Annotated in this window: 22 protein-coding genes; 10 read left to right on the forward strand and 12 right to left on the reverse strand. The window is 66.0% G+C overall.

Going from position 1 to position 24,130, the window contains the following annotated elements; all coding sequences use genetic code 11:
- Positions 1–175 precede the first annotated feature (175 nt).
- Together OCK02_RS15945 and OCK02_RS15950 are read right to left on the reverse strand one after the other, a co-directional pair.
- Positions 176–1,432: an extensin family protein gene (locus OCK02_RS15945; RefSeq protein WP_263813915.1), complete on the reverse strand. Its 1,257-nt coding sequence runs from the start codon at positions 1,430–1,432 to the stop codon at positions 176–178.
- A 286-nt stretch (positions 1,433–1,718) separates the two neighbouring features.
- The gene (locus OCK02_RS15950) at positions 1,719–3,530 is read right to left on the reverse strand and encodes a methyl-accepting chemotaxis protein (RefSeq protein WP_263813916.1); all 1,812 of its coding nucleotides are present in this window, start codon (positions 3,528–3,530) and stop codon (positions 1,719–1,721) included.
- Between the two features lie 208 nt (positions 3,531–3,738).
- On the opposite strand from OCK02_RS15950, the gene OCK02_RS15955 reads away from it, so the two are divergent.
- Together OCK02_RS15955 and OCK02_RS15960 are read left to right on the forward strand one after the other, a co-directional pair.
- Positions 3,739–4,125: an acyl-CoA thioesterase gene (locus OCK02_RS15955; protein ID WP_230808365.1), complete on the forward strand. Its 387-nt coding sequence runs from the start codon at positions 3,739–3,741 to the stop codon at positions 4,123–4,125.
- A gap of 121 nt (positions 4,126–4,246) precedes the next feature.
- Complete coding sequence (locus tag OCK02_RS15960) at positions 4,247–4,837, forward strand: hypothetical protein (protein ID WP_263813917.1); 591 nt, start codon at positions 4,247–4,249, stop codon at positions 4,835–4,837.
- Positions 4,838–4,850: 13 nt separating this feature from the next.
- Here the strand turns inward: OCK02_RS15960 and OCK02_RS15965 are convergent, their stop codons facing one another.
- From OCK02_RS15965 to OCK02_RS15975, 3 genes are all read right to left on the reverse strand, one after another.
- Positions 4,851–6,020 carry a DUF1501 domain-containing protein gene (locus tag OCK02_RS15965; protein ID WP_263813918.1) on the reverse strand — a complete coding sequence of 390 codons (1,170 nt, stop codon included), beginning with the start codon at positions 6,018–6,020 and terminating at the stop codon, positions 4,851–4,853.
- 100 nt (positions 6,021–6,120) lie between these two features.
- A complete protein-coding gene (locus OCK02_RS15970; RefSeq protein WP_263813919.1) occupies positions 6,121–7,683 on the reverse strand; it encodes a DUF1800 domain-containing protein in 1,563 nt (520 codons plus the stop codon).
- A 60-nt stretch (positions 7,684–7,743) separates the two neighbouring features.
- Positions 7,744–8,097 (reverse strand): DMT family protein, encoded by a 354-nt coding sequence (locus OCK02_RS15975; protein ID WP_263813920.1) that lies wholly within the window; start codon positions 8,095–8,097, stop codon positions 7,744–7,746.
- Between the two features lie 202 nt (positions 8,098–8,299).
- Between OCK02_RS15975 and uvrB the strand changes: the two genes are divergently transcribed.
- From uvrB to OCK02_RS15990, 3 genes are read left to right on the forward strand one after another with little or no spacing between them, the layout of a single operon-like run.
- Positions 8,300–11,506 carry an excinuclease ABC subunit UvrB gene (gene uvrB / locus OCK02_RS15980; RefSeq protein WP_263813921.1) on the forward strand — a complete coding sequence of 1,069 codons (3,207 nt, stop codon included), beginning with the start codon at positions 8,300–8,302 and terminating at the stop codon, positions 11,504–11,506.
- Positions 11,503–11,787, forward strand: a complete 285-nt coding sequence (locus OCK02_RS15985) for a hypothetical protein (RefSeq protein WP_263813922.1) — start codon at positions 11,503–11,505, stop codon at positions 11,785–11,787. The genes uvrB and OCK02_RS15985 overlap by 4 nt, the downstream gene beginning before the upstream one ends.
- Positions 11,788–11,845: 58 nt before the next feature.
- The gene (locus tag OCK02_RS15990) at positions 11,846–12,532 is read left to right on the forward strand and encodes a hypothetical protein (RefSeq protein ID WP_263813923.1); all 687 of its coding nucleotides are present in this window, start codon (positions 11,846–11,848) and stop codon (positions 12,530–12,532) included.
- Here OCK02_RS15990 and OCK02_RS15995 read toward each other — a convergent pair.
- The 3 genes from OCK02_RS15995 to OCK02_RS16005 are packed head-to-tail and all read right to left on the reverse strand — an operon-like array spanning position 12,481 to position 14,464.
- Positions 12,481–13,557, reverse strand: coding sequence for a beta family protein (locus tag OCK02_RS15995; RefSeq protein WP_263813924.1), 1,077 nt, complete (start codon positions 13,555–13,557; stop codon positions 12,481–12,483). The two genes, OCK02_RS15990 and OCK02_RS15995, sit on opposite strands and share 52 nt — an antisense overlap.
- On the reverse strand, positions 13,557–14,054 hold the full coding sequence (locus OCK02_RS16000; RefSeq protein WP_263813925.1) for an ImmA/IrrE family metallo-endopeptidase: 498 nt from the start codon (positions 14,052–14,054) through the stop codon (positions 13,557–13,559). Before OCK02_RS16000 ends, OCK02_RS15995 begins: the two co-directional genes overlap by 1 nt.
- Positions 14,051–14,464 carry a hypothetical protein gene (locus OCK02_RS16005; protein ID WP_263813926.1) on the reverse strand — a complete coding sequence of 138 codons (414 nt, stop codon included), beginning with the start codon at positions 14,462–14,464 and terminating at the stop codon, positions 14,051–14,053. The genes OCK02_RS16000 and OCK02_RS16005 overlap by 4 nt, the downstream gene beginning before the upstream one ends.
- Before the next feature lie 673 nt (positions 14,465–15,137).
- On the opposite strand from OCK02_RS16005, the gene OCK02_RS16010 reads away from it, so the two are divergent.
- The 3 genes from OCK02_RS16010 (at position 15,138) to OCK02_RS16020 (ending at position 18,624) form a co-directional block, all read left to right on the forward strand.
- A complete protein-coding gene (locus OCK02_RS16010) occupies positions 15,138–15,731 on the forward strand; it encodes a hypothetical protein (RefSeq protein ID WP_263813927.1) in 594 nt (197 codons plus the stop codon).
- A gap of 278 nt (positions 15,732–16,009) precedes the next feature.
- Positions 16,010–17,113: a helix-turn-helix transcriptional regulator gene (locus OCK02_RS16015; protein ID WP_263813928.1), complete on the forward strand. Its 1,104-nt coding sequence runs from the start codon at positions 16,010–16,012 to the stop codon at positions 17,111–17,113.
- A gap of 188 nt (positions 17,114–17,301) precedes the next feature.
- On the forward strand, positions 17,302–18,624 hold the full coding sequence (locus tag OCK02_RS16020) for a calcium-binding protein (RefSeq protein ID WP_263813929.1): 1,323 nt from the start codon (positions 17,302–17,304) through the stop codon (positions 18,622–18,624).
- A 68-nt stretch (positions 18,625–18,692) separates the two neighbouring features.
- On the opposite strand, the gene dusA is transcribed toward OCK02_RS16020, so the two are convergent.
- Positions 18,693–19,985, reverse strand: coding sequence for a tRNA dihydrouridine(20/20a) synthase DusA (gene dusA / locus OCK02_RS16025; RefSeq protein WP_263813930.1), 1,293 nt, complete (start codon positions 19,983–19,985; stop codon positions 18,693–18,695).
- A gap of 196 nt (positions 19,986–20,181) precedes the next feature.
- On the opposite strand from dusA, the gene OCK02_RS16030 reads away from it, so the two are divergent.
- Positions 20,182–20,712, forward strand: a complete 531-nt coding sequence (locus tag OCK02_RS16030) for a gamma carbonic anhydrase family protein (RefSeq protein ID WP_263813932.1) — start codon at positions 20,182–20,184, stop codon at positions 20,710–20,712.
- Between the two features lie 39 nt (positions 20,713–20,751).
- Here OCK02_RS16030 and OCK02_RS16035 read toward each other — a convergent pair whose 3' ends face one another.
- From OCK02_RS16035 to OCK02_RS16045, 3 genes are read right to left on the reverse strand one after another with little or no spacing between them, the layout of a single operon-like run.
- The gene (locus OCK02_RS16035; protein WP_263813933.1) at positions 20,752–21,147 is read right to left on the reverse strand and encodes a Fur family transcriptional regulator; all 396 of its coding nucleotides are present in this window, start codon (positions 21,145–21,147) and stop codon (positions 20,752–20,754) included.
- Positions 21,144–21,977, reverse strand: a complete 834-nt coding sequence (locus OCK02_RS16040) for a metal ABC transporter permease (RefSeq protein ID WP_263813934.1) — start codon at positions 21,975–21,977, stop codon at positions 21,144–21,146. The genes OCK02_RS16035 and OCK02_RS16040 overlap by 4 nt, the downstream gene beginning before the upstream one ends.
- Positions 21,970–22,914, reverse strand: coding sequence for a metal ABC transporter ATP-binding protein (locus OCK02_RS16045; RefSeq protein ID WP_318530136.1), 945 nt, complete (start codon positions 22,912–22,914; stop codon positions 21,970–21,972). The genes OCK02_RS16040 and OCK02_RS16045 overlap by 8 nt, the downstream gene beginning before the upstream one ends.
- A gap of 105 nt (positions 22,915–23,019) precedes the next feature.
- Here OCK02_RS16045 and znuA point away from each other — a divergent pair, with 105 nt between their 5' ends.
- Positions 23,020–24,048 (forward strand): zinc ABC transporter substrate-binding protein ZnuA, encoded by a 1,029-nt coding sequence (gene znuA, locus OCK02_RS16050; RefSeq protein WP_263813935.1) that lies wholly within the window; start codon positions 23,020–23,022, stop codon positions 24,046–24,048.
- Positions 24,049–24,130 lie beyond the last annotated feature (82 nt).

Here is a 24,130-nt window from a genome sequence, read left to right on the forward strand (position 1 = left end):
GCGCCTCGCCCGGCAGCCCCCTGCCGGGCCGAACGGACGGATGTACCCGTCCGCAGGAATGCGCCGCCCTCCGGGACCCCCTCCCGCCGGGCCTTGTATCGAGTTGGCGTGGCGACGCACCTCTTTGACGCGTATCTTGGCCGGCTTTCGAGCCGGTCCTTTTTTTTGCGCGGCTCTACAGGCTGCAGTGCCGGTAGCCGGACTTGCGCGTGCGCAGGTCGAAGTGGAAATGATCCTTGTGGAAGCGGTCGCTGCCGGGGCCGAGCACGGTGGTGAAATACTTGCAGCTGTCGCTGCGCACCGCCTTCAGCAGTCCCTTCTCGCGGAAGGCGAAGAAGCCCTTCTTGCGGATCAGGATCTCCTTGCCGTTGTTCAGCACGATCTTGCCGACGTCGATGGCGTTGCCCTTGGCGTGCTCGGACATGGAAGCACCCCGCTGCGAATTCATCGTGCGGCAGGAATAGGACGACATCTGGTGGATCGACTTGACGCCCGAGACGTAGCGCAGTCTTGCTGCCGGGGCGAGCTCGTTCTTCACCCACTTCGCAAAGGCCTCGCTGATCTGGCAGTTCACCTGCGCGGCCGGCCGGATCTGGATGCCGCCGGACAGGCCCTGCAGCTCGATCGGATAGGCGATGCCGCAGGATCGGCCCTTGCCGATCGCCGGCACGTCGCGGAACTTCACGCCGAGACGTTGCAGCCGCTGGCGGCAGGCCTTCTCCGAAGCCGGCATGCCGCCCCGGCTCTCGGGCACCGACATCGGGTTGTCGAAGCGCGGGATGAAGGCGACCTTCTGCTCCTCCTCTGCACGGCGGGCGCCTGAGCGGGCCGCAGGAGCGGTCATCTCCGCCTCCGTTTCCGGCATCGGCATCGGTTCGGACATTTGCGGCTGGCCCAGCTGCCGCGGATCGTCCGAGCCGATGCCGTCGACGACCACCTGCGTGGCATTGCCCTCGGCGATCTCCCCGGCCTGCGCCTCCGCGAGCCCCTGTATCGCCCCGTCCTGGCCGACGCCGAGGCCCGCATCCATGTTGACCCCGTCCTGCGGGATCTGCAGCACGCCCCCGGTCGAGGCCACCTGCGTGCCGCCGGAAACCCCCATCGCCTCGTCACTGTCGATTCTGGGCAGGCTGCCGGGCTGCCGGCCCGGCTCCGCCGGCATCGCCTGGTCGACCGGTTCGAGCCCGCCGAAGGTGTCGGCCCCGCCTCCGGCAGCGCTGACCGGCGCTCCGCCTGCCGGATAGGCTGCCGACGCGCCGCCATCGCCGCCTGCGGAGCGCATCCGCTGCGCGCCCGCCGGCCTGATGGCGCTGACCGTGCTTTCGCCGTCGACGCTTGCCGGCGGCGTCAGGTCGGCCGAGCAGGCGGCAAGGAAGAGAGCCGCAAGGATGGCGGCCGGTCGCGCCGGTGAGAAAGCAGACGTGATACTCATGACAATTCCCGTTCCGCCCGTGCCCGCGCGACCGATCCGCAAGCCTCCAGGTCCCGGCATGCTGCCGCCGCGACGTGTCCGCATTCGGGACGAATCCGGGCGGCAGCGCCCGCGCCGGGCCAGCGCCCTGCAAAACAAGGAAATTTTAGGCCCGCAGGGTAAACGAAGCGTTTCCGGCCGATCCACGCGATCGCGTGCGTCGCCCTATCAACCCGGCCGGAAAGACGAAGCGGCCCCGGCGGGTGACGCCGGGGTCGATCGGGTTTGCGGCCATGTCGCGCCTGCCTCAGGCGGCGCGGGCGCGGGCGGTTGCCGAGGGCGCGTCGAGGCGGAAGCGCTGCAGCAGCGTCCGCAGTTCCTCGCTCTCCTGCGACAGCGTCTGCCCGGCCGCGCTCGTCTCCTCGACCATCGCGGCGTTCTGTTGGGTCATCTGGTCCATCTGGTTGACGGCGGTGTTGACCTCGGCCAGTCCGGTCGACTGCTCGCGGGCGGCGGTGGCGATCAGTTGCACCTGGTCGTTGACCTGGTGAACCAGTTGCTCGATCTCGGCCAGCGCCTCGCCGGTGGAGCGCACCAGCGCCACGCCGTTGCCGACCTCCGTCGCCGAATTGCCGATCAGGCCCTTGATCTCCTTGGCGGCATTGGCCGAGCGCTGCGCCAGTTCGCGCACCTCCTGCGCCACCACGGCAAAGCCCCGGCCCGCCTCGCCGGCGCGGGCCGCCTCGACGCCGGCGTTCAGTGCCAACAGGTTGGTCTGGAAGGCGATCTCGTCGATCACCCCGATGATCTGGCCGATGCGGTTGGAGGCGTCCTCGATCCGCCCCATCGCGGCGACGGCGTCGCGCACGATGGCGCCGGAGCGGCCGGCGCTGTCCTTGGTCTGCCCGACCATGCGGCTCGCCTCGGCCGCGCGGTCCGAGGCGCTGCGGACGGCGGCGGTGATCTCGTCCAGCGCCGCAGCCGTTTCCTCCAGCGAGGCCGCCTGCTGCTCGGTGCGCTGCGACAGGTCGTTGGCGGCTGCGGCGATGCCGCCGGCATTGCCGTGCACCACGTCGGTCGAACGGGCGATCGCGCCGATGACGCCGTTCAGCGCCTGCGCCGCCTGGTTGAAGTCCTCGCGCAGCTTGGCATATTCCGGGGCGATCGCATCGATCCGGGCGGAGAGATCGCCGCGGGCGAGCCGCTCGAGCGCCGTGCCGACCGTGTCCATCGCCTCGACCTGCGACTGGCTGATCGCGCGCTGTCGGCGTTCGCCCTCGCTGCGCTCGGCATCGGTGCGCCGTTGCTGCTCGCCTTCGCGGGTGCGCATCTCGGCGCGTTCGCGCACGCTGTCGCGCAGCACCGACACGACCCGGGCCATGTCGCCGACCTCGTCGGGCCGGTCCGTGCCGGGCACGTCTCCGGAGACGTCCTCCTGCGCGATCGCCTGCATGGCGGTCTTCAGCCGGCCGATCGGGCCGACCACGCTGCGGACAATGGCGAAGGCGACCAGCACGATCGCCAGCGCGCCGAGCGCCAGCCAGCCGGCCATGGAGACCGCGTTGCGCCGGAACATGGCCGAGAGGTCGTCCGCATAGACTCCCGTGCCGACCACCCAGCCCCAGGGCGCGAAGCCCGCGACATGCGAATATTTCAGCACCGGCTCCTCCGCGCCGGGCTTCGGCCAGTAATAGTCGACGAAGCCCTCGCCCCTGGCCTTCGCCACGTCGGCGAACTCGCGGAAGATGAACTTGCCGGTCGGATCCTTCATCCCCGACTGGTCGGTGTTGTCGAGCTCCGGCTTGATCGGATGCATGACGATGTTCGCGTCGAGATCGTTGATCCAGAAATAGCCGCTATCCTCGTAGCGCAGCGCCCGGACGGCATCCTTGGCGCGCGCCTGCGCCTCCTCCCGCGAAAGCGCCCCCGACGCCTCCTGGCCGTGATAGAACTCGAACAGCTTCACCATGTTCTGGTCCATCGCGCGCAGCTTCGACTTGCGCTCGACGACCATCGCGTCCTGATAATGAAACAGCGCATAGACGGAAACCGCCGAAAAGACGGCAAGCGCCAGTCCCACGAGCAGATACAGTCTGGCGGATATCTTCAGCTTGTTCACAATGATCCCCTTAATCCGGCAGATGACTTTGCCGGCCCAGGCGCCGATCTTTGTCGCGACAAGTTAAATTCGACTAAATTACGATGTACCAAATTCCCCGGGCTTTGCCCGTCCGCCGCCGGAGCGCAAGACACGCAAGGTGGCAGTGTGCCCTGTTTCTCGGAGCGCCTTTGGTCTAAATCGATAGCGAACACGGAGTAATCGATTCATGACCGAGAACGCTTCACCCCCCGGGCAGCTGACGCTCAGAACACTGGCGATGCCCGCCGACGCCAATGCCGCCGGCGACATCTTCGGCGGCTGGGTCATGTCGCAGATGGACCTCGCGGCCGGCATTCGCGCCGCCGAACGGGCGCATGGCCGCGTCGTCACCCGCGCGGTTCGCGAGATGGCGTTCGAACTGCCGGTCAAGATCGGCGATACCATCAACGTCTATACCGAGATCGTCGCCGTCGGCCGCACCTCGATCACCCTGCTGGTCGAAGCCTGGGCGCGCCGCTACCTGACAGGGCGCCTCGACAAGGTTACCGGCGCGACCTTCGTCATGGTCGCCCTCGATCGCGACGGCAATCCGGCGGCCGTACCGGCCGAGTGACCCGCCCCGACATGGACCTGCCGGCCTTCACCTGACATTCTGCGCCCGCCTGAACCGGCCGAATCGGTCACGAGGATGAGCCGGCGGATCCCTGCGGTCCGCCACGAGCGGGAAAATTCCGATGGAGCACGCGACAGCCGATCCGGCCCTCTTCACCCATGTGCGGGTCGTCATCGGCATGGTGGTCAGCCTGTCGCTGGCCCGGCTTCTCACCGGGCTCGCCACCTTCGTCCAGCATCCCGGCAAGACGCGCGTCTACTGGGTCCATCTCGGCTGGGTGCTGTCGATGCTGCTCTTCCTGCTGCATTTCTGGTGGTGGGAATTCCGGCTGCAGGCGCTGACCATCTTCGACTTCGGCGTCTTCCTGTTCCTGATCGGATACGCCTGCCTGTTCTTCTTCCTCTGCGTGCTGCTCTTTCCGCTGTCGATGGAGGACTATGGCGGCTACGAGGACTATTTCATGTCGCGCAAGGGCTGGTTCTTCGGCTTCCTTGCGCTCTCTTACGCGGTCGATCTCGTCGATACGGCCATCAAGGGGCGAAGCTATTTCGAATCCTTCGGCTACGAATATCCGGTGCGCAACGTCGTCTACATCGTCCTCTGCGGCATTGCGGCGCTCACCGCCAACAGGCGGTTCCACGCAGCCTTCGTCTCCCTTGGCCTGCTCTACCAGGTAAGCTGGATCTTCCGGGCCTTCGACATCATCGACTGATGCCGGTAAGGGCTCAGCCGCGCAGGTAGGCGGCGCTGCGGTCGAACGACAAACCCGGGAAGATCGCATTGTCGATGGCGCGGGCCGGGACGTCGAACTGCCGGTAGAGCATGGCGGCGGCCAGCTGGCGCAGGTCGGTGGTCGGCGTCAGGTCCCGGTCGTCCAGCAGCGCCGTTTCGGCGAGCCCCGGCCATGTCCCGTAGACCCTGCCGCCCGCCACCGCGCCGCCGGCGATGATCGCCAGGCCGCCGGTGCCGTGGTCGGTTCCGCCGGAGCCGTTCTCCCGCGCGGTGCGGCCGAATTCGGTGATCGCCAGGATTGCCGTCTTCCGCCAGACCTGCGGCGACAGGTTCGCCTTCAGCGTCAGGATCGCGGTGCAGAGATCGGTGACCGGCCGCTTGAAGGTCCGCTCCTGGCCGACATGGGTGTCCCAGCCGTTGATGGTGAAGCTCGCGATGCGGTGCTCGCCGGACAGCATGCCGGCAGCGAGCCTGGCGACCGCGACGACGCCCGCGTTCCGCCGCTCGTCCCCGTAGATGCGGTCGGAGAACAGGTCCGTGTCCATAGCGTCGCCCATCGCCGCGGCGAAGACGGGATCATTGCGATAAAGCCGCACGAACGCCATCTGCTCGTCCTCGGCCATGTCGAGGTCGGCGCGGGTCGACCAGACGTCGACCGGATTGGGGCCGGACAGGATGAGTTCGGACGTCGTGGTCACGTCGATCGCCCGGCGCTCGGCGCTGCGGGGAATGCTGGCGATGGCGCGGTTGAGCCAGCCGGTGCGCTCGTCGTTCAGGGCCGCACCGCCGCTTTCGAGCATGTCCTGCCCGTCGAAATGGCTGCGGCCGGAGCGGTAGGGCGTCGAGGTCGCATGCACGAAGCCGAGTTCGCGCGACCGCCACAGCGGCATCAGCGCCTCGGCCAATGGATGCAGGCCGAAAAAGCCGTCGAGGTCGAGCAGGCCCCGCTCCGGCGTCAGCGCGAGCTTGGGCCGCAGAACCGGCAGCGCCGGATCGCCATAGGGCTGCACCAGCGCAAGCCCGTCCATCGCACCGCGCAGCACGATCGTCACCAGCCGGTTGTCGCCGGGAACCGCGGCGAAGCTCACCGGCGTCACCACCGGCGAGGCGGCCAGGCAGCAGGCTGCGCCGAGCAGGGTGCGCCGGCTGATTTCGTTCGTCATCGCTCGGTCTCCTCGGCACCGCGCCCGGCAGCAGCTCACATCTGCCCGCGGACGTCCATGCCCTTCTCGATTCCTGTCGCGCCGGGCTCTGCGATGAACCCTAGCGCCTGTTGAACTCCGGCGAGGCCAGCGCCAGCACCAGTCCCGCCTCCCGGCTCGGCGCCTGCGACACGACCTGGATGGTATCGTCGCGGGCGATGTCGCCCAGCGCCGCCTCCACGAAGCGGCGCGGATCGCGGTCGCCGCCGAACCGCGCCACGAGGTCGCGCGCCCAGTCGATCCGCTGCGTCAGCTGCGCCGCCGTGATCCAGGCGGACAGTTCCTCGTCCCAGCCGGCCGGGCTCGGCGGACGCCAGAGCGGCTGGCCGAGCCGCTGCAGCGCGCCCACGGATAGCGGGTTGGCACGGATCGGCACCCGCCCGTCGGCGGTCGGCCTGGCCAGGACCGTGGCCGTCGCCCCGTCGTCGCCGCTCGCCATCTCCACGACCGCGTCCCCCGTTCCCGCTTCATCCGTCGCCATCATCGACATTTCAGCCGCCCCGTCCTGCGGCGTCGCCATCGCCGCCTGCCCGGCCCGCCTCGACGTCACGGCGATCGGCTCCAGCGCTTCCGCCGGCACGTCCAGCGCGCGCAGGCCGGCCACCACGAAGTCGAAGGGCTGGCGGGCCTTCCGCCCGTCCTCGTCCCAGCTGCGCGGATGTTCCAGCATCGCGCGGTAGACCGCGAGCAAGTCGCCGTCGGTGCGCGACCACGCCGTTACCATCGCCTCGACCACCTCGGCCGGCGGCTCGTCGGCGATGAAATGCACCACCAGCTTGCGGCAGACGTGCCGGCGCGTCGTTTCGTGCGCGGCGAGATCGGCCAGCAGCGCCTCGACGTCGCCGAGGCTTCGCTTCGGCCCGCCATAGTCGCGGCCGAGAACGCGGTGGACGCCGGGCTCCGCCCATGCCTTGCGATAGGTCGTCTCGAACGCGCCGCCGTCGTGATCCAGCCCGGACAGCACATAGGCCGCCGCCCGGACGTCGTCCTGCGTATAGCCGCCATCGGCGCCGAGCGTGTGAAGCTCGATCAGCTCGCGGGCGAGGTTCTCGTTCAGCCCCCGCCCCCGCTTCCGCCCGACCGGCGAATGGGGGCCGACCGATTTCGGCTGGTCGAGATAGGCGAGCATCGCCGGATGCAGGATCGCCGCCCGCAACAGCGGCTCGAACCGGCCGGCCAGGTTCGGCCGCAGCGCCTCGGCCTCGTACAGGCCGACGAGGATGCGCATGCTCGCGGTCTTTTCGGCGTTGACCGCGAAGTGATCGCACCAGAAGGCGGCGAGCCGCTCGAAAAATCCGTTCGGCGACTGCACCGCATGGCGGACCTTCCGGTGCTGGTCGCGCAGAAAGGCGGTGTTGAGCGCGATCTGGAAGGGATTGACGCGGCGGTCGCCCACCTTGCGGACGGTGCCGTTCTCGCGCTGCTCCTGATAGCTCTTGTACAGCGCCCGGAAGGCGGGGAAGCTGGCGCGGCGCCCGGCGATGCCGTCATAGGGAAAGGGACAGGTTTCGGCCACGCCGCGCGTCACCTGCGCCAGCAGGTCGTCGACCGTGCCGGCGGGCAGCTCGCCCGGGCGCGGACCGGTGCCGAAACGATGGGCGGCGATGGTGCCGATGGAGCTCATGAATCCATACCTATCGCGTGAAGCTGTGCGGAGATTGCGGCTTTTTTATCGGCCGCGCCCTCAGCCCTTGAACACGAAGGCGGCGCCGGCGGCGATCAGGGCGAAGCCGATCAGGTGGTTCCAGGTCAGGCTCTCCTTGAGGAAGAACACCGAGAAGCCGGCGAAGATGACCAGCGTGATCACCTCCTGGATCGTCTTCAGCTGCGCGGCCGAATAGACCTGGTGGCCGATGCGGTTCGCCGGCACCGCGAGGCAATATTCGAAGAAGGCGATCGCCCAGCTCGCCAGGATGACGAGGTAGAGCGGCGCCGCCTTGACCTTGAGATGGCCGTACCAGGCGAAGGTCATGAAGACGTTGGAGAGGCAGAGCAGCACGATCGGCCAGACGGCCGCGGGATTGAGGGCGAAGGGCATCGAAGGATCCGGTTCCTGAGGGGATATGGCCAAGTCATAGACGATTCGCCCATGGCCGGCGAAAGGCATTTGCGGCCGCAAGCAGAACGCCGCAAGCATGGCGGGATGATGGCCGCGGCCGCCGGCCGGCGCGGGCATTTCGTTTCCCTTTTGTACTCATGCCCCCTTCCCTTTCCCGATGAACGTCTCCATATTCCCGACCATGGCCAGATCACCCAAGAACCCCGCCCCCTCCAAGCCCGGCTTCGAGGAAGCTCCGCAGTCCGACTTCGAGGGCGCGCCGCTCACCGGCAGCGTCGCCGACTGGGTGAAACAGCTGGAGGCCGATGCCGAGGCGTCGACGGTGGAATCGCGCCGCGAGGTCGCCTCCAAGGCCGGCAAGCACCGCAAGCAGGTGGAGAACGCCGCCCGCCGCCATCAGGAAAAGGTCGCATTGGAGCAATCGGCCGAAGGCCGCAAGCCCGAACGGGCGTCCGAGCCGTCGCGAGGCCCCCGCGGAGCGAAGGCGCATGGCGCCGACAGCGTGAGCGCACAAAAGACATCCCGCGGCGTCTCGATCGGCGCCTCCTCCGATCCGAAGATCCGCGCGGCCGCGGGGCTCAACCCGGTCGCCGGCCTCGACGTCAATCTCGAGCAGGCCTCGTCGCTCAATGCCGGCGCGGCCGTTACCGCCACGGTGGACGCGCTGGCCAAGCTGATCGAGAGCGGCAATCCGCTGCACAAGAACGGCGAGATCTGGACGCCGCACCGCCCGCCCCGGCCGGAAAAATCGGAGGGCGGCATCGAGATCCGCATGGTCTCCGACTACGAGCCCGCCGGCGACCAGCCGACCGCGATCTCCGATCTCGTCGAGGGCCTGTCCTCGGGCGAGCGCTCGCAGGTGCTGCTCGGCGTCACCGGCTCGGGCAAGACCTTCACCATGGCCAAGGTGATCGAGGCGACGCAGCGCCCGGCCCTGATCCTCGCACCGAACAAGACGCTCGCCGCCCAGCTCTATTCCGAGTTCAAGAACTTCTTCCCCGACAACGCGGTCGAGTATTTCGTCTCCTATTACGACTACTACCAGCCCGAGGCCTACGTGCCGCGTTCGGACACCTATATCGAGAAGGATTCCTCGATCAACGAGCAGATCGACCGCATGCGCCACGCCGCCACCCGCGCGATCCTGGAGCGCGACGACTGCATCATCGTCGCCTCGGTCTCCTGCATCTACGGTATCGGCTCGGTCGAGACCTATACGGCGATGACCTTCCAGATGTCGGTCGGCGACCGGCTCGACCAGCGCCAGCTGCTCGCCGACCTCGTCGCCCAGCAGTACAAGCGCCAGGACATCAATTTCGTCCGCGGCTCCTTCCGCGTCCGCGGCGATACCATCGAGATCTTCCCGGCCCACCTTGAGGATGCCGCCTGGCGGATCTCGATGTTCGGCGACGAGATCGACGCGATCACCGAGTTCGACCCGCTCACCGGTGCCAAGACCGGCGACCTGAAATCGGTGAAGATCTACGCCAATTCGCACTACGTCACCCCGCGCCCGACGCTGAATGCGGCGATCAAGTCGATCAAGGACGAGCTGAAGCTGCGCCTTGCCGAACTGGAGAAGGCCGGGCGCCTGCTGGAGGCGCAGCGGCTGGAGCAGCGCACCCGCTACGACCTGGAGATGATGGAGGCGACCGGCTCCTGCGCCGGCATCGAGAACTATTCGCGCTACCTCACCGGCCGCAAGCCCGGCGAGCCGCCGCCGACGCTGTTCGAATACATCCCCGACGACGCCATCATCTTCATCGACGAGAGCCACGTCACCATCCCGCAGATCGGCGGCATGTACCGCGGCGACTTCCGCCGCAAGGCGACGCTGGCCGAATACGGCTTCCGCCTGCCGTCCTGCATGGACAACCGCCCGCTGCGCTTCGAGGAATGGGACGCGATGCGCCCCGACACCATCTCCGTCTCCGCAACGCCCGGCGGCTGGGAGATGGAGCAGGCCGGCGGCGTCTTCGCCGAGCAGGTGATCCGCCCGACCGGGCTGATCGACCCGCCGGTCGAGGTGCGCTCGGCCAAGACCCAGGTCGACGACGTGCTCGGCGAGATCCGCGAGACCGCGCAGCGCGGCTACCGCACCCTCGTCACCGTGCTGACCAAGCGCATGGCCGAGGACCTGACCGAATACCTGCACGAGCAGGGCGTGCGCGTGCGCTACATGCACTCCGACATCGACACGCTCGAGCGCATCGAGATCATCCGCGATCTTCGCCTCGGTGCCTTCGACGTGCTCGTCGGCATCAACCTCCTGCGCGAGGGCCTCGACATCCCCGAATGCGGCTTCGTCGCCATCCTCGATGCCGACAAGGAAGGCTTCCTCCGTTCCGAAACCTCGCTGATCCAGACGATCGGCCGCGCCGCGCGCAATGTCGACGGCAAGGTGATCCTCTATGCCGACCAGATCACCGGCTCGATGCAGCGCGCCATGGACGAGACGAGCCGCCGCCGCGAGAAGCAGGTGGCCTACAATGCCGAGCACGGCATCACCCCGGAATCGGTGAAGGCGAAGATCTCCGACATCCTCGACAGCGTCTACGAGCGCGACCACGTCCGCGCCGACATCTCCGGCGTGGCCGGCAAGGGCTTTGCCGACGGCGGCCACCTCGTCGGCAACAACCTCAAGGCCCATCTCGACGCGCTGGAGAAATCCATGCGCGACGCCGCCGCCGACCTCGACTTCGAAAAGGCCGCCCGCATCCGCGACGAGATCAAGCGCCTCAAGGCCGCCGAACTCGCCGTCATGGACGACCCGATGGCCCGGCAAGAGGCGCGGAGCGCCGAAGGCGCGACAGGGAGCAGGAACAAAGAGGCGCGGAGCGCCGAAGGTGGGAGCAGAAAAGGCGGAGCGAAAGAGCGCAACGGGCCAATCTCCCCCCTTGCGGGGGAGATGTCCGGCAGGACAGAGGGGGGTGACCGCGACGAGGCCGGCTCCCACCTCCCCCTTGAGGGGGGAGGTCGCGCGAAACGCGCGGGTGGGGGTGACCTCCCCACCAATGCCGGCCACGGCAGCGGCGCGCCCCCCCCCCCCCCCCCGGGGCCCCCCCCCCCCCCCCGGGGGGGGGGGGGCGGGCCCCCGGCGGGGGGGGGGGCCCCCACCTCCCCACCAATGCCGGCCACGGCAGCGGCCACCCCACCCCGGACCTGCGGTCCGACCCTCCCCCTCAAGGGGAGGGTTCGAGCGCCGACGAAATACCCCCCTCTGCCCCGCAAGGGGGGAGATCGGCTGGCTACTTCACCAAACCCTCGCTCGACGACATGGGCCCGGGCACCGACACGGAAATCCCTTCTCCCCGTTCACGGGGAGAAGGTGCCCGAAGGGCGGATGAGGGGCAATCGCTGTTCCGCAAGAACAGCCTCGACGAAATGACCGTCGGCCGCACCGAAAAGCCGGTCACCGGCCACCTGCCGGACAAACCCGAGGCCTCGAAAAGCACGAAGAAGCGCGTCCCGCCGCTGGCCGAAGGCCAGCCGGAGCGCGCCACATCGACCTCCCCCCTTGCGGAGGAGATGCCCGGCAGGGCCGAGGGGGGCTCCTCCCCCAAACCCGTCCTCCGCGGCAAGATCGGCGCCGGCAGCTACGAGGATCCCGGCGAGGAGAAGCGGAAGGCGAAGGGCAAGGGGAAGGGCAAGGGCAAGACGGGGCGGTGAGAATGTTGTTAACCAAACGAGCTATACATTCAGGCTTACACCGCGTTGGACGCCTGACATGACCATCCATAAGAACATTCACGAGATGAAGATCAAGGTGAACTGCGCTCGTTGGCTAGAAGCCCGATATTACGGCGTGCTTGAAGGAGCGCTAATTAATGAGTTTAGCGCAAACAAATCGAAAGCTCGGGCGGATCTTGTATATGTTTGCCCATCTGAAATTGTTGCGGTTGAAATAAAGAGTAGCCAAGACAACCTAATTCGCCTCGAAGGTCAGATATCGAACTTGAAGACTATTTATAACCGTGTCGAAGTGGTCACTACATCCAAACATTTCCAAAGGGCACGGGTAATCTGCTTGGAGATGCATGCCGGTCTTCACCTGATCGAGGGAGATGAAGTCGTTACGATTCTGAAGGGGCGACGCCGAAAAATTGAATCATCCGCCCTGTATCGTGTATTTCCAAGACACATCCGAGAACGGAAAGACTTCCAGCTTACCGAGGCTTTTTATCGCAACTTCCTATTTCAGAAATATGGCTCTTCTAAACATCAAAAAATCAACCATACCACGAACTTCGACCTTGAAAATGAGAATATAATGAGATTGAATCCTCACTATATCCGCAGAGAGAAGGCGAAGCAGAGGAGAGAAAAGTATTACAAAGACCTTGAGTCTTTGTCGATAGCTCTTCAATCGACCCACTCTTCCTCCAATTCTTCGGACGAAACTTCCGCGCCATAAAGAGACTGTTTTGTCATATGAATATTGATGCGGCAGGCAGTGGCTTTGGCTGGTGATGTTATCCCAAAGGAGCTTCTCAGCTGGGTGATTTTAATCAACTGCGTTCCCCAGACATTTAGTTTATCGTCCCAGTCGGGACTGTCGACAGCTTCATCGGCCATCTGACCGTAAGCTTCTACGCGACGCGCGCGAAATTGATCGTCGTCCTCGTCTTCTTCGCGGATGCAGTCGCTTCTAAAAAAGTTCCAACGGACTTGAGTCGGCAAGTCGATGCGCGGACGAGGAACACCACCTCCTCCTTGCTCGGTTGCTCGCGCGCTGCCTCTATCACTGTATACAATATCAGCAACTTGGGCGTTTACCGCGTTAAAAAAACTCCGCTCGTAAATCTCTTGCGAGGTGCTACTTCCGAACTCTGAGGGAAATGTGGTTGATGACAAAGCTACTCGTGATAGTGGAAGACGTTGCCTGATATAGGTTACCTCATTCGCGGCCGCCGATACATTAACCAGAAGCCTTGAATCCTGCTGGCCGTAGTCCATCAAAACTGTGATGGGCACGTCGGGTCGTCGGGCCAGCACTTCAATTAGCGGCGCCACTGCTAGCGCTGGACGAACAATTCGCACACCAATTCCACGCATCAATGCAGCAGCTTGATCCACTTGCAGCAATATGTCGTCTGGAGACAGGCCGGCCCGAACCTGCAACACTGGTATAGCTTCAGGTAGCTCCCGAACGAATGCTACCCAATTTTCGAAGCCGTTTGTAGCACTACGCAGCGCCTGTATCTCGGCACCGGATTGGCCACTTCCAGATGCCTCATACTCAGGATCTAATCCAGCGAACCATCTGCGCCTTGTGAACCCGTGAAGAATCTTGTCCACGCCCCGTGAAAGCGCACCTGACCCCAACCACGGCTTGATTAAAATAAATGGCTGCATACGATCTTTCGAAAGGTCAGGTAGTTCAGCTAACGCAACGACTTCTGCCGGCCTAATTGACAAAATTGGCATGTAGCTCGTCATTACTTCATCCCCAATCGTATGCGCATTGCTTCCTCTGAAACCTTGAACCGATGCGCCAACAGGGAAACTGCGTCCGCCAACTTCGACACCAGCAATTCACCTTTAACTTCTTTTACTTTGTCGATTGGCATCAATATATCAGATGCCAATCTGTTCGCCTCCGCCTCCAGAGCATCACTTAGCTGCGAACGATAAAGGACATTATCCTTTATACCTAATCCAATTAGATCTCTATGAAGTATAAAATGAGAGAGCTCATGCGCCAAGGTAAATCTACGCCTATATTCTGGCTCATGCTTATTTATTACTATCTTATACCGCCCGTTATCCGGGTGAATCATTCCTGATATGCCGACATCCAATGTAGATAATTTTACGTCTATGCCAAATGATTTGGCAAGATCACCTATCCTAACAGGAATATCCTTCTGATATGACTGGATAGCTCTTTTTGTTCCCTCAGGAAGTCCAATCCATTCTGCAGAATTACGTTTCATTCGCCGTACTCAGAATTGGGATTCGGAAAATCTTCATGGGTATTCCTTCCTGCTTGTGTGCGAGCAACAATAGCGTCGACACGCGCCTCGATAACTCGTCGTAGCTCTCCATCTTGATCGAACTGTTCCCTAACCCGCTCGGAAGCAGCATTTGACGCTTCAACCCTTAGTAAGCTGAAGCCAAATACGCCCACTACTGCTATGACAATACCCAAGACAGTCAGCATGATCGACAATGCAGTTAGCACAATGGTTATTGTGGTCGCTGAATCAAACTTGAAACTCAGTTGTGGAGGTTCTTGCCAAGACACATATCCAGCGAGGACAAAAATACTGAAAATAAAGCCAGCTATGAGGCCGGCAAGCGCTGCGCCAACAACGAGGATAGATTTTCTCTTTATGGTCGACATAGGGTTGCTTCGTCAGTTTTTCACAACCAACTTTACGTCGAATGATTTTGCAGGTTGTAGCGTATCCCGCTCCACCACGAATTTGTCGGCGTCCACTGTTAGGTGCGGGCACACCCACCCCCATTCCCCCAACAAAATCAACACCCCCACCCCCCATTTCATCCACGCCCCCTGCCCCCGTGCCATACTCACCCCATCCCGCCGCGGATACACCGCAAGGCGTTGCGGCGAGGCGGGGACGGCGCGGGGTGTGAGGGGGAGACGCGAAACCTCACGGCCCGGGTCTGCGAGACTGGTCCCCTCCGGCGACGACGGGTGAGAACCCGGGTTGCGCGCCGGACGTGCCCGAGCGGTGGCACACAGAGCGGCCGTCCTCACCGGCGGACGAGGCAGCGGACCGCGTTTGCAGGCAGAAACCGCCGAACGGGGCGCTGAAAGGTGCCACACACAACAACACAAGATGAGGCAGCTTCCAGCGCCCCGTCCGACAGCGCAGGTACCAACCGCGACGGTTTTCCGGACGCGGCCGCGGGCGCATGCGCGCCGGAGCAGGCCCCAACATCCCGGCGGAAGGAGAACAGGCATGCAGAACGACAGGCCGAAGCCCGGGCATCCGCCCGCGCAACGGGGCGCCGCCGACCCGCCCCCGCGGGTCCTCGCGGCGATCCGGGAGGTGACGCGGAAGGAGTTGCCGAGCGCCGTCGCCGGCATCCTGCTCTTTCCCGAATTTGTCTGCCGGCAGCGTCCCTGCCTGCGGCACCGCGATTGCGCGCTGGTCGCGCCTGCCGGGCAGCCGGACTGCCTCGCGGACCGCGCGCCCCCCGCTGGCCTGGCAGGCCCCGGGGGCCTCGCAGGTCTCGGGGGTCTCGCAGGCCGCGCGGGCCGCGCATGTCCCGGGGGCCTCGCAGGCCTCGATCCGGCGCTCCGCGCCCTGCACGAGGCGCTGCACGGGGAGGCGCTGCGGTTCCTGATCGAGATCACCGGTGACTGGTCGCCGCGGGTCACCCCGCCGAGCCGCGATCCGGACGAGCGGGAATTGCAGGACGCGGCGGTGGCGGTCGTGCGCGCCCTGCTGCCGCCCGGCAGCCCGCTGCAGCCGCGCATCCGCGCCTGGTGCCGCGCCCGCGACGCCGTGACCGCCCCGCCCTATGCCGGCCGCGACCTGCTCGACCTGCGCGACTTCATGCGCTTCATCGGCGCCCGGCGGATCGGGCCGGTGGTCACCGGCGACATCCCCGCCCCGCGCCACGGCCGCTCCAGACTGTAAGGCGCGGGATCGGCGCTCCGTCTCCCCCGCGGGGCGGGCCGGCCAGGCTCCGCGGGAATGCCCTCCGGGCGGACGGGTGCGGCGGGTCCCCCCCTTTGGACCCTCCGGCAGGAGAGACGGCCGGCAGGCCGGAGGGGCTTGCCCCAGGCGATGGCCTCGTCTCCACCCTGCCCCGCGCTTGACCCGCCGCACCGCCCATTGCAATCTCTGGGCGGTCCGGGCGCAGCCGGATCGATCGGCATGTGCGGGCGCGGCAGGGTTCAGGCAGGGGCAGCGGTTTGAGGAGTGCGGACGAGCGGGCGGAGGAGTTGACGGCGGCGATCTATGCGGCCCTTCTGGGCGAGACCGGCTGGCAGGCGTTTCTCGACAGGCTGAACGGCTTCACCCCCGGCGCGCTGTCGACGCTGTTCTTCCACGACCTGCGCGCCCGGGCCGGCGCCGTCGCCTTCGTGTCGGGCTCGGAGGGCCGGGAGACGGCGCTGCAGGACTACGAGGGCTACTACAGCAACCGCAATCCCTGGATGAGGAAGGTCGCCGCCACCCCGGTCGGCCGGGGCATCATCGGCGAGGAGATCGTTCCGCGCGAGGAGTTCAACCGCAGCGAATACTACAGCGACTACATCCGGCAGAACGGGCTCGAGACCGGCGTCGGCCTGACGCTGCACAAGGACAGGGGCTGCTATTTCCTGCTGAGCACGCTGACCGACGACCGTGACGTCGAGCGCAACCTCGAGCGCGCCCACGTCTTCACCAGGATCGCGCCGCACCTGAAGCGCGTCTTCCGCTACTATCGCTCCGGCGAGGCCCACGCCGCCGGGCTGGCGCTCGGCGAAGGCATCGGCAATGCCGCCCGGCTCGGCCTGATCGTCGTCAACGACGACCTGCGGGTGGTCAGGACATCGGTCGCGGGCGAGCGGGTGCTCGCCGGCGGCGATCCCGTCGGCCTCGACGCGATGGGGCGTGTCCGGTTCGCCAGCCCCGACCGGCAGGCCGCGCTGCAGGCGTTGCTGCAGCACCGCCACTTCGGTCAGGCGACCCGGATCGTCGACGATCCGCAGACCGGCGTCCGGCTGATCCGCGTCGGCGGCGACCGGGTGGCGGAGTTCTTCGCCGGGACGACGATCGCCATCCTCGTCGGCGATCCGCAGGGCAATGTCCGGCCGCACCTGCAGGCACTGGCGGCCGCGCAGGGCCTCTCCCCCGCCGAGACGCGGGTGTTCGCCGGCATCGTCGCCGGCCGGAGCCTGACGGAGATCGCGCTGGCCTCGGGCACCAAGCGGGAGACGGTGCGCACGCAGCTGAAGTCGATCTTCGCCAAGACCGGAACGGCCAGCCAGGGCGACATCGTCCGCCTCGCCACCGGCATCCTCCGCGCCGACTGACACCAACCTACACGCACGGCCGGCCGGCGATTCGCAACCGGCACCGGCTCCGCTCCAACCACAGCAGGCCCGGCGGGGCATCCCCCGATCGGGGGAATATCCGCAACTGGCATCCCCATAGGCTCGGCCCGGCTTACTATGCGCCGGAAGGCCGGCGTTCGCGGTTCCACATTTGAAAAGGCAGGCATATGGGGCAGATTTCATCCAATATCAGCATCACCCTGGACGGTTCGTCGAACGTCGTCGTCGGCAGCGACCACCATTCCTGGAGCGTCGATCGCCATCTCCTGATGGTCGACATCTGGGTGCCGTGGAACGCCACCGCGCGCACGGCGACCTTCACGCTGTCCGGCTCGGACTGGGGCGTCGCGGTGCTGCGTACCGCCGGCAACACCCGGGCGGTCATCAACGACACCGCCTCCGGCAGCGGGCGACATATCGAGCACATCGCGCTCACCAGCGCCGGCGACAACACGGTCAAGCTCAGCAAGACGATCGTCGACGTCATCACCGGTGGCAACGGCAACGACAAGATCACCGTCGGCTCGACCCATGTCGGCGCCATGCTGCTCGGCGGCGGCAATGACAGCGTGACCACCGGCAACGGCTTTGTCGAGACCATCAACGTCGGACAGGGTAACAATACCGTCACGGTCGGCAAGGGCGGCGCCGGCGTCGTCTTCGCCGGCAAGGGGCGCGACACTATCACGGTGACCGGCGACGTGGACAGCATCCTGGCCGGCCACGGCAACGACACCATCAAGACCGGCAAGGGCTGGGTCGGCACGATCGACGCGGACCGGGGCAACGACACCGTCACGCTCGGCAGCGGCGGCGCCAGCTATGTCAGCCTCGGCCGCGACGCCGACAGGATCAAGGTCAGCCGGCTCGACGATCCGGACATGACCGTCGTCATCGACGGCGGCTCCCGCGTCACCAGTTCGGCCTTCAAGGATTCCGATACGATCGACTTCTCCGCCCTCTCGGCGAAGCTGTCGATCTCGCTCTCCGGCTCCCATGCGGTGACGTCCGGCCAGGGCAACTTCCTGATCCGGAACTTCGAGCACGCCACCGGCGGACGCGGCAGCGACAGGCTCGTCGGCGACAGCGGCGACAACATCCTCAAGGGCGGCGCCGGAAACGACCGGATCGAGGGCGGCCTGGGGGCCGACAAGCTGTACGGCGGAACCGGCGCCGACACCTTCGTCTTCCGTTCGGTCAAGGATTCGACCGTCGCCGCCTCCGGGCGCGACAAGATCTATGACTTCAGCAAGTCGCAGAAGGACAAGCTCGACCTTTCCGCGATCGACGCCAACACCAAGGCCGGCGGCAACCAGGCGTTCGACTTCATCGGCACCAGGAAGTTTTCCAAGACCGCCGAGGAACTGCGCTATGAGAAGAAGAACGGCGACACCTATGTCTATGGCGACGTCAACGGCGACGGAAAGGCCGATTTCGCGATCGTGCTCGACCCGAGCATGTCGCTGAGCAAGTCGGACTTCATCCTCTGACCCCAAGCGTCGACACAGAGGGTCGACGCTTGGGGTCGGCCATGGGGCCGAAGCCGGGCCTGTGCGGCCTATTCGGCCGCCTGTCTCGCCGCCGGCGCCTCCAGCACGGCGGCGAAGGCAGCCTCGATCACCTCCGGCCCGGCGCCCGGCCGGGTCACGTCGGCGGAGAGGATCTGGCGATAGCGGCGCGCGCCGGGATAGCCCTGGAACAGGCCGACCATGTGGCGGGTGACATGGTTCAGCCGCCCGCCCCGCGCCATCACGCCCGCCGCATAGTCCATCATCGCGTCGCGCACGCCGGCCCAATAAGCCGCATCAGGCAGCGCGCCCCGGTCGCGCCCGTGGGAAGATGGTTGCCCGGAAGGCTCGATGGCGGCGGCGGCATCCATGCTCGCGGCAAGCCCCCCCTCATCGCCTCGCTGGGCCCGGCACTTCTCCCCGTTGGGGAGAAGAGGAAGAGCGGCTTCTGCCCCACCGGCCAGACCATCGGCCGCATCGCGCGTTGCACCCTCTTCTCCCCCGCGGGGAGAAGGTGGCCCGGAGGGCCGGATGAGGGGGGCGGTGGCCTCGGCGCTCGCCGCAAGGCCAGCCGGCCGCTCAAACACCGCATCCACGCCCGCCAGCAGGCCGCTGTCCTGATAGGCGGCGCGGCCGAGCATGGCGCCGTCGAGCTCCTCGCCCGGCCGGCCGATCTCGGTGATCGCCTGATCCAGCGTGTGAAGGCCGCCGTTCAGGCCTATGAAAAGATCGGGATTTTCCGCCTTCAGCCGCCGTACCAGGCCATAGTCCAGCGGCGGGATATCGCGGTTCTCCTTCGGGCTCAGGCCCTGCAGCCAGGCCTTGCGCGCATGCACCCAGACGGCGTCCACGCCGGCCGCCTTCACGCGGGCGACGAGGTCGCGCAGCGCCAGTTCCGGGTCCTGGTCGTCGACGCCGATGCGGCACTTCACCGTCACCGGGATGGCCACGGCCGCCTTCATCGCCGCGACGCAGTCGGCCACCAGCTGCGGCTCCTGCATCAGGCAAGCGCCGAAGGTGCCCGATTGCACCCGGTCGGAGGGGCAGCCGACATTCATGTTGATCTCGTCATAGCCGAAATTGGCGCCGATCCGCGCGGCTTCGGCGAGCTTTGCCGGATCGTTGCCGCCAAGCTGCAGCGCCAGCGGATGCTCGACCGAATCGAAGCCGAGCAGCCTGTCGCGATTGCCGCGCAGGATCGCGTCGGCGACGATCATCTCGGTATAGAGGACGGCGTTCTTCGTCAGTTGGCGGGCAAAGAAACGATAATGCCGGTCCGACCAGTCGATCATCGGCGCCGTGGCGAAGAGCTTCGTCCCCGTCTTGAGTGCCTCGTGGTACATGGTCGGTCCTGTGTGTCGTTGCCAATGCGGCGGCCGCCGTGCACGATTGCGCACCGGATTCCGCCCCGCCCAAAAAGATGGTTTCCCGGCGCTCATAACGCAAGGCGGGCAAAAAAACCACCCTTGCCGCCTGCCGCCTGTCCCCGCGCTGGCGGGCGATGGTAGACTGCGCCGACAGAATCGAAAAGAGACCGCCATGCCGCTCTATGCGCTCGGGGACTGCGTTCCCGCCCTTCCCGCCGATGACCGCTACTGGATCGCCCCGGATGCCCAGGTGATCGGCCGCGTCGAGATCGGCGAGGATGTCGGCATCTGGTTCGGCGCAGTGCTTCGCGGCGACAACGAGCCGATCACGATCGGCACAGGCAGCAATATCCAGGAAAACACCGTCATCCATACCGATCCCGGCAAGCCGGTGACGATCGGCAAAGGCTGCACGATCGGCCACGGCGCGATCATCCACGGTTGCACGATTGGAGACAATTCACTGGTCGGCATGGGGGCCACGGTGCTGAACGGCGCGGTGATCGGCCGGAACTGCCTCGTCGGCGCCAATGCGCTGGTGACGGAGGGCAAGGTGTTTCCCGACAATTCGCTGATCGTCGGTGCGCCGGCCCGGGTCGCGCGCACGCTGGACGAAGCGGCGATCGCGGGGCTGACGGTGTCCGCCGCAAGCTATGTGCGCAACTGGAAGCGCTTCAAGGCGGACCTGCGCCGGATCGATTGAGCGATGGGGCCGGCTTCGGGTATGCGGTCGACGCCGCCCTCAGGCGCAGCCGGCGCAGTGGCCGCGGATCTCGATCGTGGTCTTGCCGGGGCGGAAGTTGCGGTCGCTGGCGAAGGCGGCAAGCCGCTCCTCGATCATGTGGTCGTGGAACTCGGTGACCTTGCCGCAGCTTTCGCAGATGGTGAACGCGGTCAGCCCGTGCGAGCAGCAGTCCTGGTCGGGATGGGCGCAGGCCACGAAGGCGTTGATGCTCTCCAGCCGGTGCACGAGGCCGAGATCCTGCAGCTTGTCGAGCGCCCGATAGACCTGCAAGGGTGCGCGAAAACCGTCGCCACGCAGCTTGTCAAGGATGGTATAGGCGCTGAGCGGCGCTTCGGACGCCGACAGCGCATCGAACACCAGCGCCTGGTTCCTGGTCAGTTGCTGCACCGTCATCGGCTGTCTCCTCCGGAATGGGCGTTTGCGATTGCGCCGTGGTCCCGCCGGCCGAACGGCAGCAGGCTTGCGAGAAAGATCGCGAGTGCGGCGACGACGATCGAGGGACCGGAGGGCGTATCAAACTTCAGCGAGCCGAACAGGCCGCCGGCGACGGCGACAGCGCCGAGCAGCGAGGCGAGAACGGCCATGATCTCCGGGCTTGCGGAGAACCGTCGCGCGGTGGCAGCGGGGATGATCAGGAGCGAGGTGATCAAGAGGATGCCGACGATCTTCATGGCGATCGCGATCACCACCGCCATCAGCAGCATGAAGGCGAGCCGCGCGCGCTCCGGCTCCAGCCCTTCGGCCGCGGCCAGTTCCGGGTTGACCGTGGAGGCGATCAGCGGCCGCCAGAGGTAGACGATCGCCAGCAGCACGAGGATGCCGCCGCCCCAGACAAGGCTGACGTCGGCCTCGGTGACGGCGAGGATGTCGCCGAACAGGAAGCCGACGAGGTCGATGCGCACCCAGGTCATGAAGGAGACGATGACGAGGCCGGTGGCGAGCGTCGCATGCGAGAGAATGCCGAGCAGCGCATCCGTCGACAGCGTCCCGCGCTTCTGCAGCAGAAGCAGCGCAAGCGAGACGACGGCCGCGACGGCGAAGACGCTGAGGGTCAGGTTCATGTGCAGCAGCAGCGACAGCGCCACGCCAAGCAGGGCCGAATGGGCCATGGTGTCGCCGAAATAGGCCATGCGCCGCCAGATGACGAAGCAGCCGAGCGGGCCGGTCGTCAATGCAAGGCCGATGCCGGCGAGGAGCGCACGGATGAAGAAATCGTCAAGCATCGCGCCTCTCCGCCGCGTTGTCCCCGCCCGCCGCGGCCGGGTTAGAATGATCCGATCCACAGCCGCAATCCGGTCCGTGCGTGTGCACGATCCGCATCGGTCCGGCGCGGCCGACCGGCAGGCCGTCGTCGTGATGGTGGCCGTCGTCGGGGTGGCAATGGTCGGTGACGGAACCGTCGGCATGCAGGACGCGGCCGTCGGCAAGATGGGTATGGTCGTGATGGTGGCTGTAGATCGCGAGCGTCTGGCCCGCCCTGGCGCCGAACAGGCGCAGATATTCGGGGCTGCGGCTGACGGCTTCCGGGGTGCCGCGGCAGCACACATGGCCGTTCAGGCAGATCACCGTGTCGGTCTCTGCCATGACCACGTGCAGGTCGTGCGAGATCAGCAGGATGCCGCAGCCGGTGGCGTTGCGGATCGTCTTGATGAGATCGTAGAGCGCGATCTCGCCGGCGAAATCCACGCCCTGGACGGGTTCGTCCAGCACCAGCAGGTCCGGCTTGCGCGCGATCGCGCGCGCCAGAAGCGCCCGCTGGAACTCGCCGCCCGACAGGTGCTGCACCTCGGCGCGGGCGAGATGACGGATGCCGGTCGCCTCGAGTGCGGCGTCGATCTCGCGCCCGCGCAACGGCGCGGTCAGCGTCATCAGCCGATCCACCGTCAAAGGCATGGTCCAGTCGATCGAGAGCTTCTGCGGCACGTAGCCGACCTTCAGCCCGGCAACGCGGCGCACCTCGCCCTCGTCCGGGCGGGTCACGCCGATCGCCATCTTCGCCGTGGTGGACTTGCCCGACCCGTTCGGACCGATCAGCGTGACGATCTCGCCGCGGGAGATGGAAAAGTCGACGCCGCGCACGAGCCATCGGCCCTTCCTGTACAGTCCGGCGGCCGAAAGCGACACGAGCGTCGACCGGTCGGGAGCATTCGTCTGCAGCATGTGAACTGTCCGAAACCTCGATTGCCTCTTGCTATGGCACACGTTATAGCATAACGCAACTTATGTAATAACATTACATTTGCTTTCAATGCGGAGTTCTCCACGATGAAGTTTACCCCCCTCCTCCTGTCCACGACCCTTCTGGCCGCCGCTTCGAGCCCGGCCCTGGCCGACGCGCCGAACGTCGTCGTCTCGATCAAGCCGGTCCATTCGCTCGTCGCCGCCATCATGCAGGGCGTGGGCGAGCCCGGATTGATCGTCGACGGCGCGGCTTCGCCGCACACCTATGCGCTCAAGCCCTCCAATGCCGCGGCCCTGCAGGACGCCGACCTGATCTTCTGGGTCGGGCATGGCCTGGAGGCCTTTCTCGAAAAGCCGCTCGAGGCGCTCGGAACCGGAGCGACGATCGTCGAACTGGAGGATGCGCCGGGCCTCGAGAAATTGAAATTCCGCGAGGGCGGCGCCTTCGAGGCCCATGATCATGAGGGGCACGCCCATGAATCCGAAGGCCACGACCATCAGTCGGAAGAAGGTGGTCACGACCACGCCGGCGAGGACGGCCATGCAGCGGAAAGCGGGGAAGCGCACGCGCACGACCATGCCCATGAAGGCGGGTACGACACGCATCTCTGGCTCGACCCGATGAACGCCAAGGCGATGGCGACGGCGATCGAAGCCGCCCTGGTCAAGGCGGATCCGGACAATGCCGCGACCTACAAGGCCAACCTCGCCGCCCTCGACGCCAATATCGACGCGCTCGACACCGAGATCGCCGCCACGCTCGCCCCGGTCAAGGACAAGCCCTTCGTGGTCTTCCACGACGCCTACCAGTATTTCGAGCACCGCTACGGCGTGCGGGTGATCGGCTCGATCACGGTGAGCCCGGAGACCATGCCGGGCGCCGAACGCATATCCGAGATCCGCGGCAAGGTGACCGAACTCGGCGCGGCCTGCGTCTTCGCCGAGCCGCAGTTCGAACCGAAGATCGTCAACGTCGTGCTGGAGGGAACCTCTGCCAAGGCCGGCACGCTGGACCCGGAGGCAGGCACGCTTGCCGCAGGCCCGGCGCTCTATTTCGACATGATGCGCGGGCTCGCCGCCTCGATGAAGGATTGCCTGTCCGGGGCCAACTGATCAACACCCGGACACATACGTCAACGCAACGAAAAGGGCCGCCCTTGCGGGGCGGCCCATTCAATTTCGCATCGACCGGCCG

This window comes from Rhizobium sp. TRM96647, assembly GCF_025780115.1.
GTDB lineage: Bacteria > Pseudomonadota > Alphaproteobacteria > Rhizobiales > Rhizobiaceae > Mycoplana.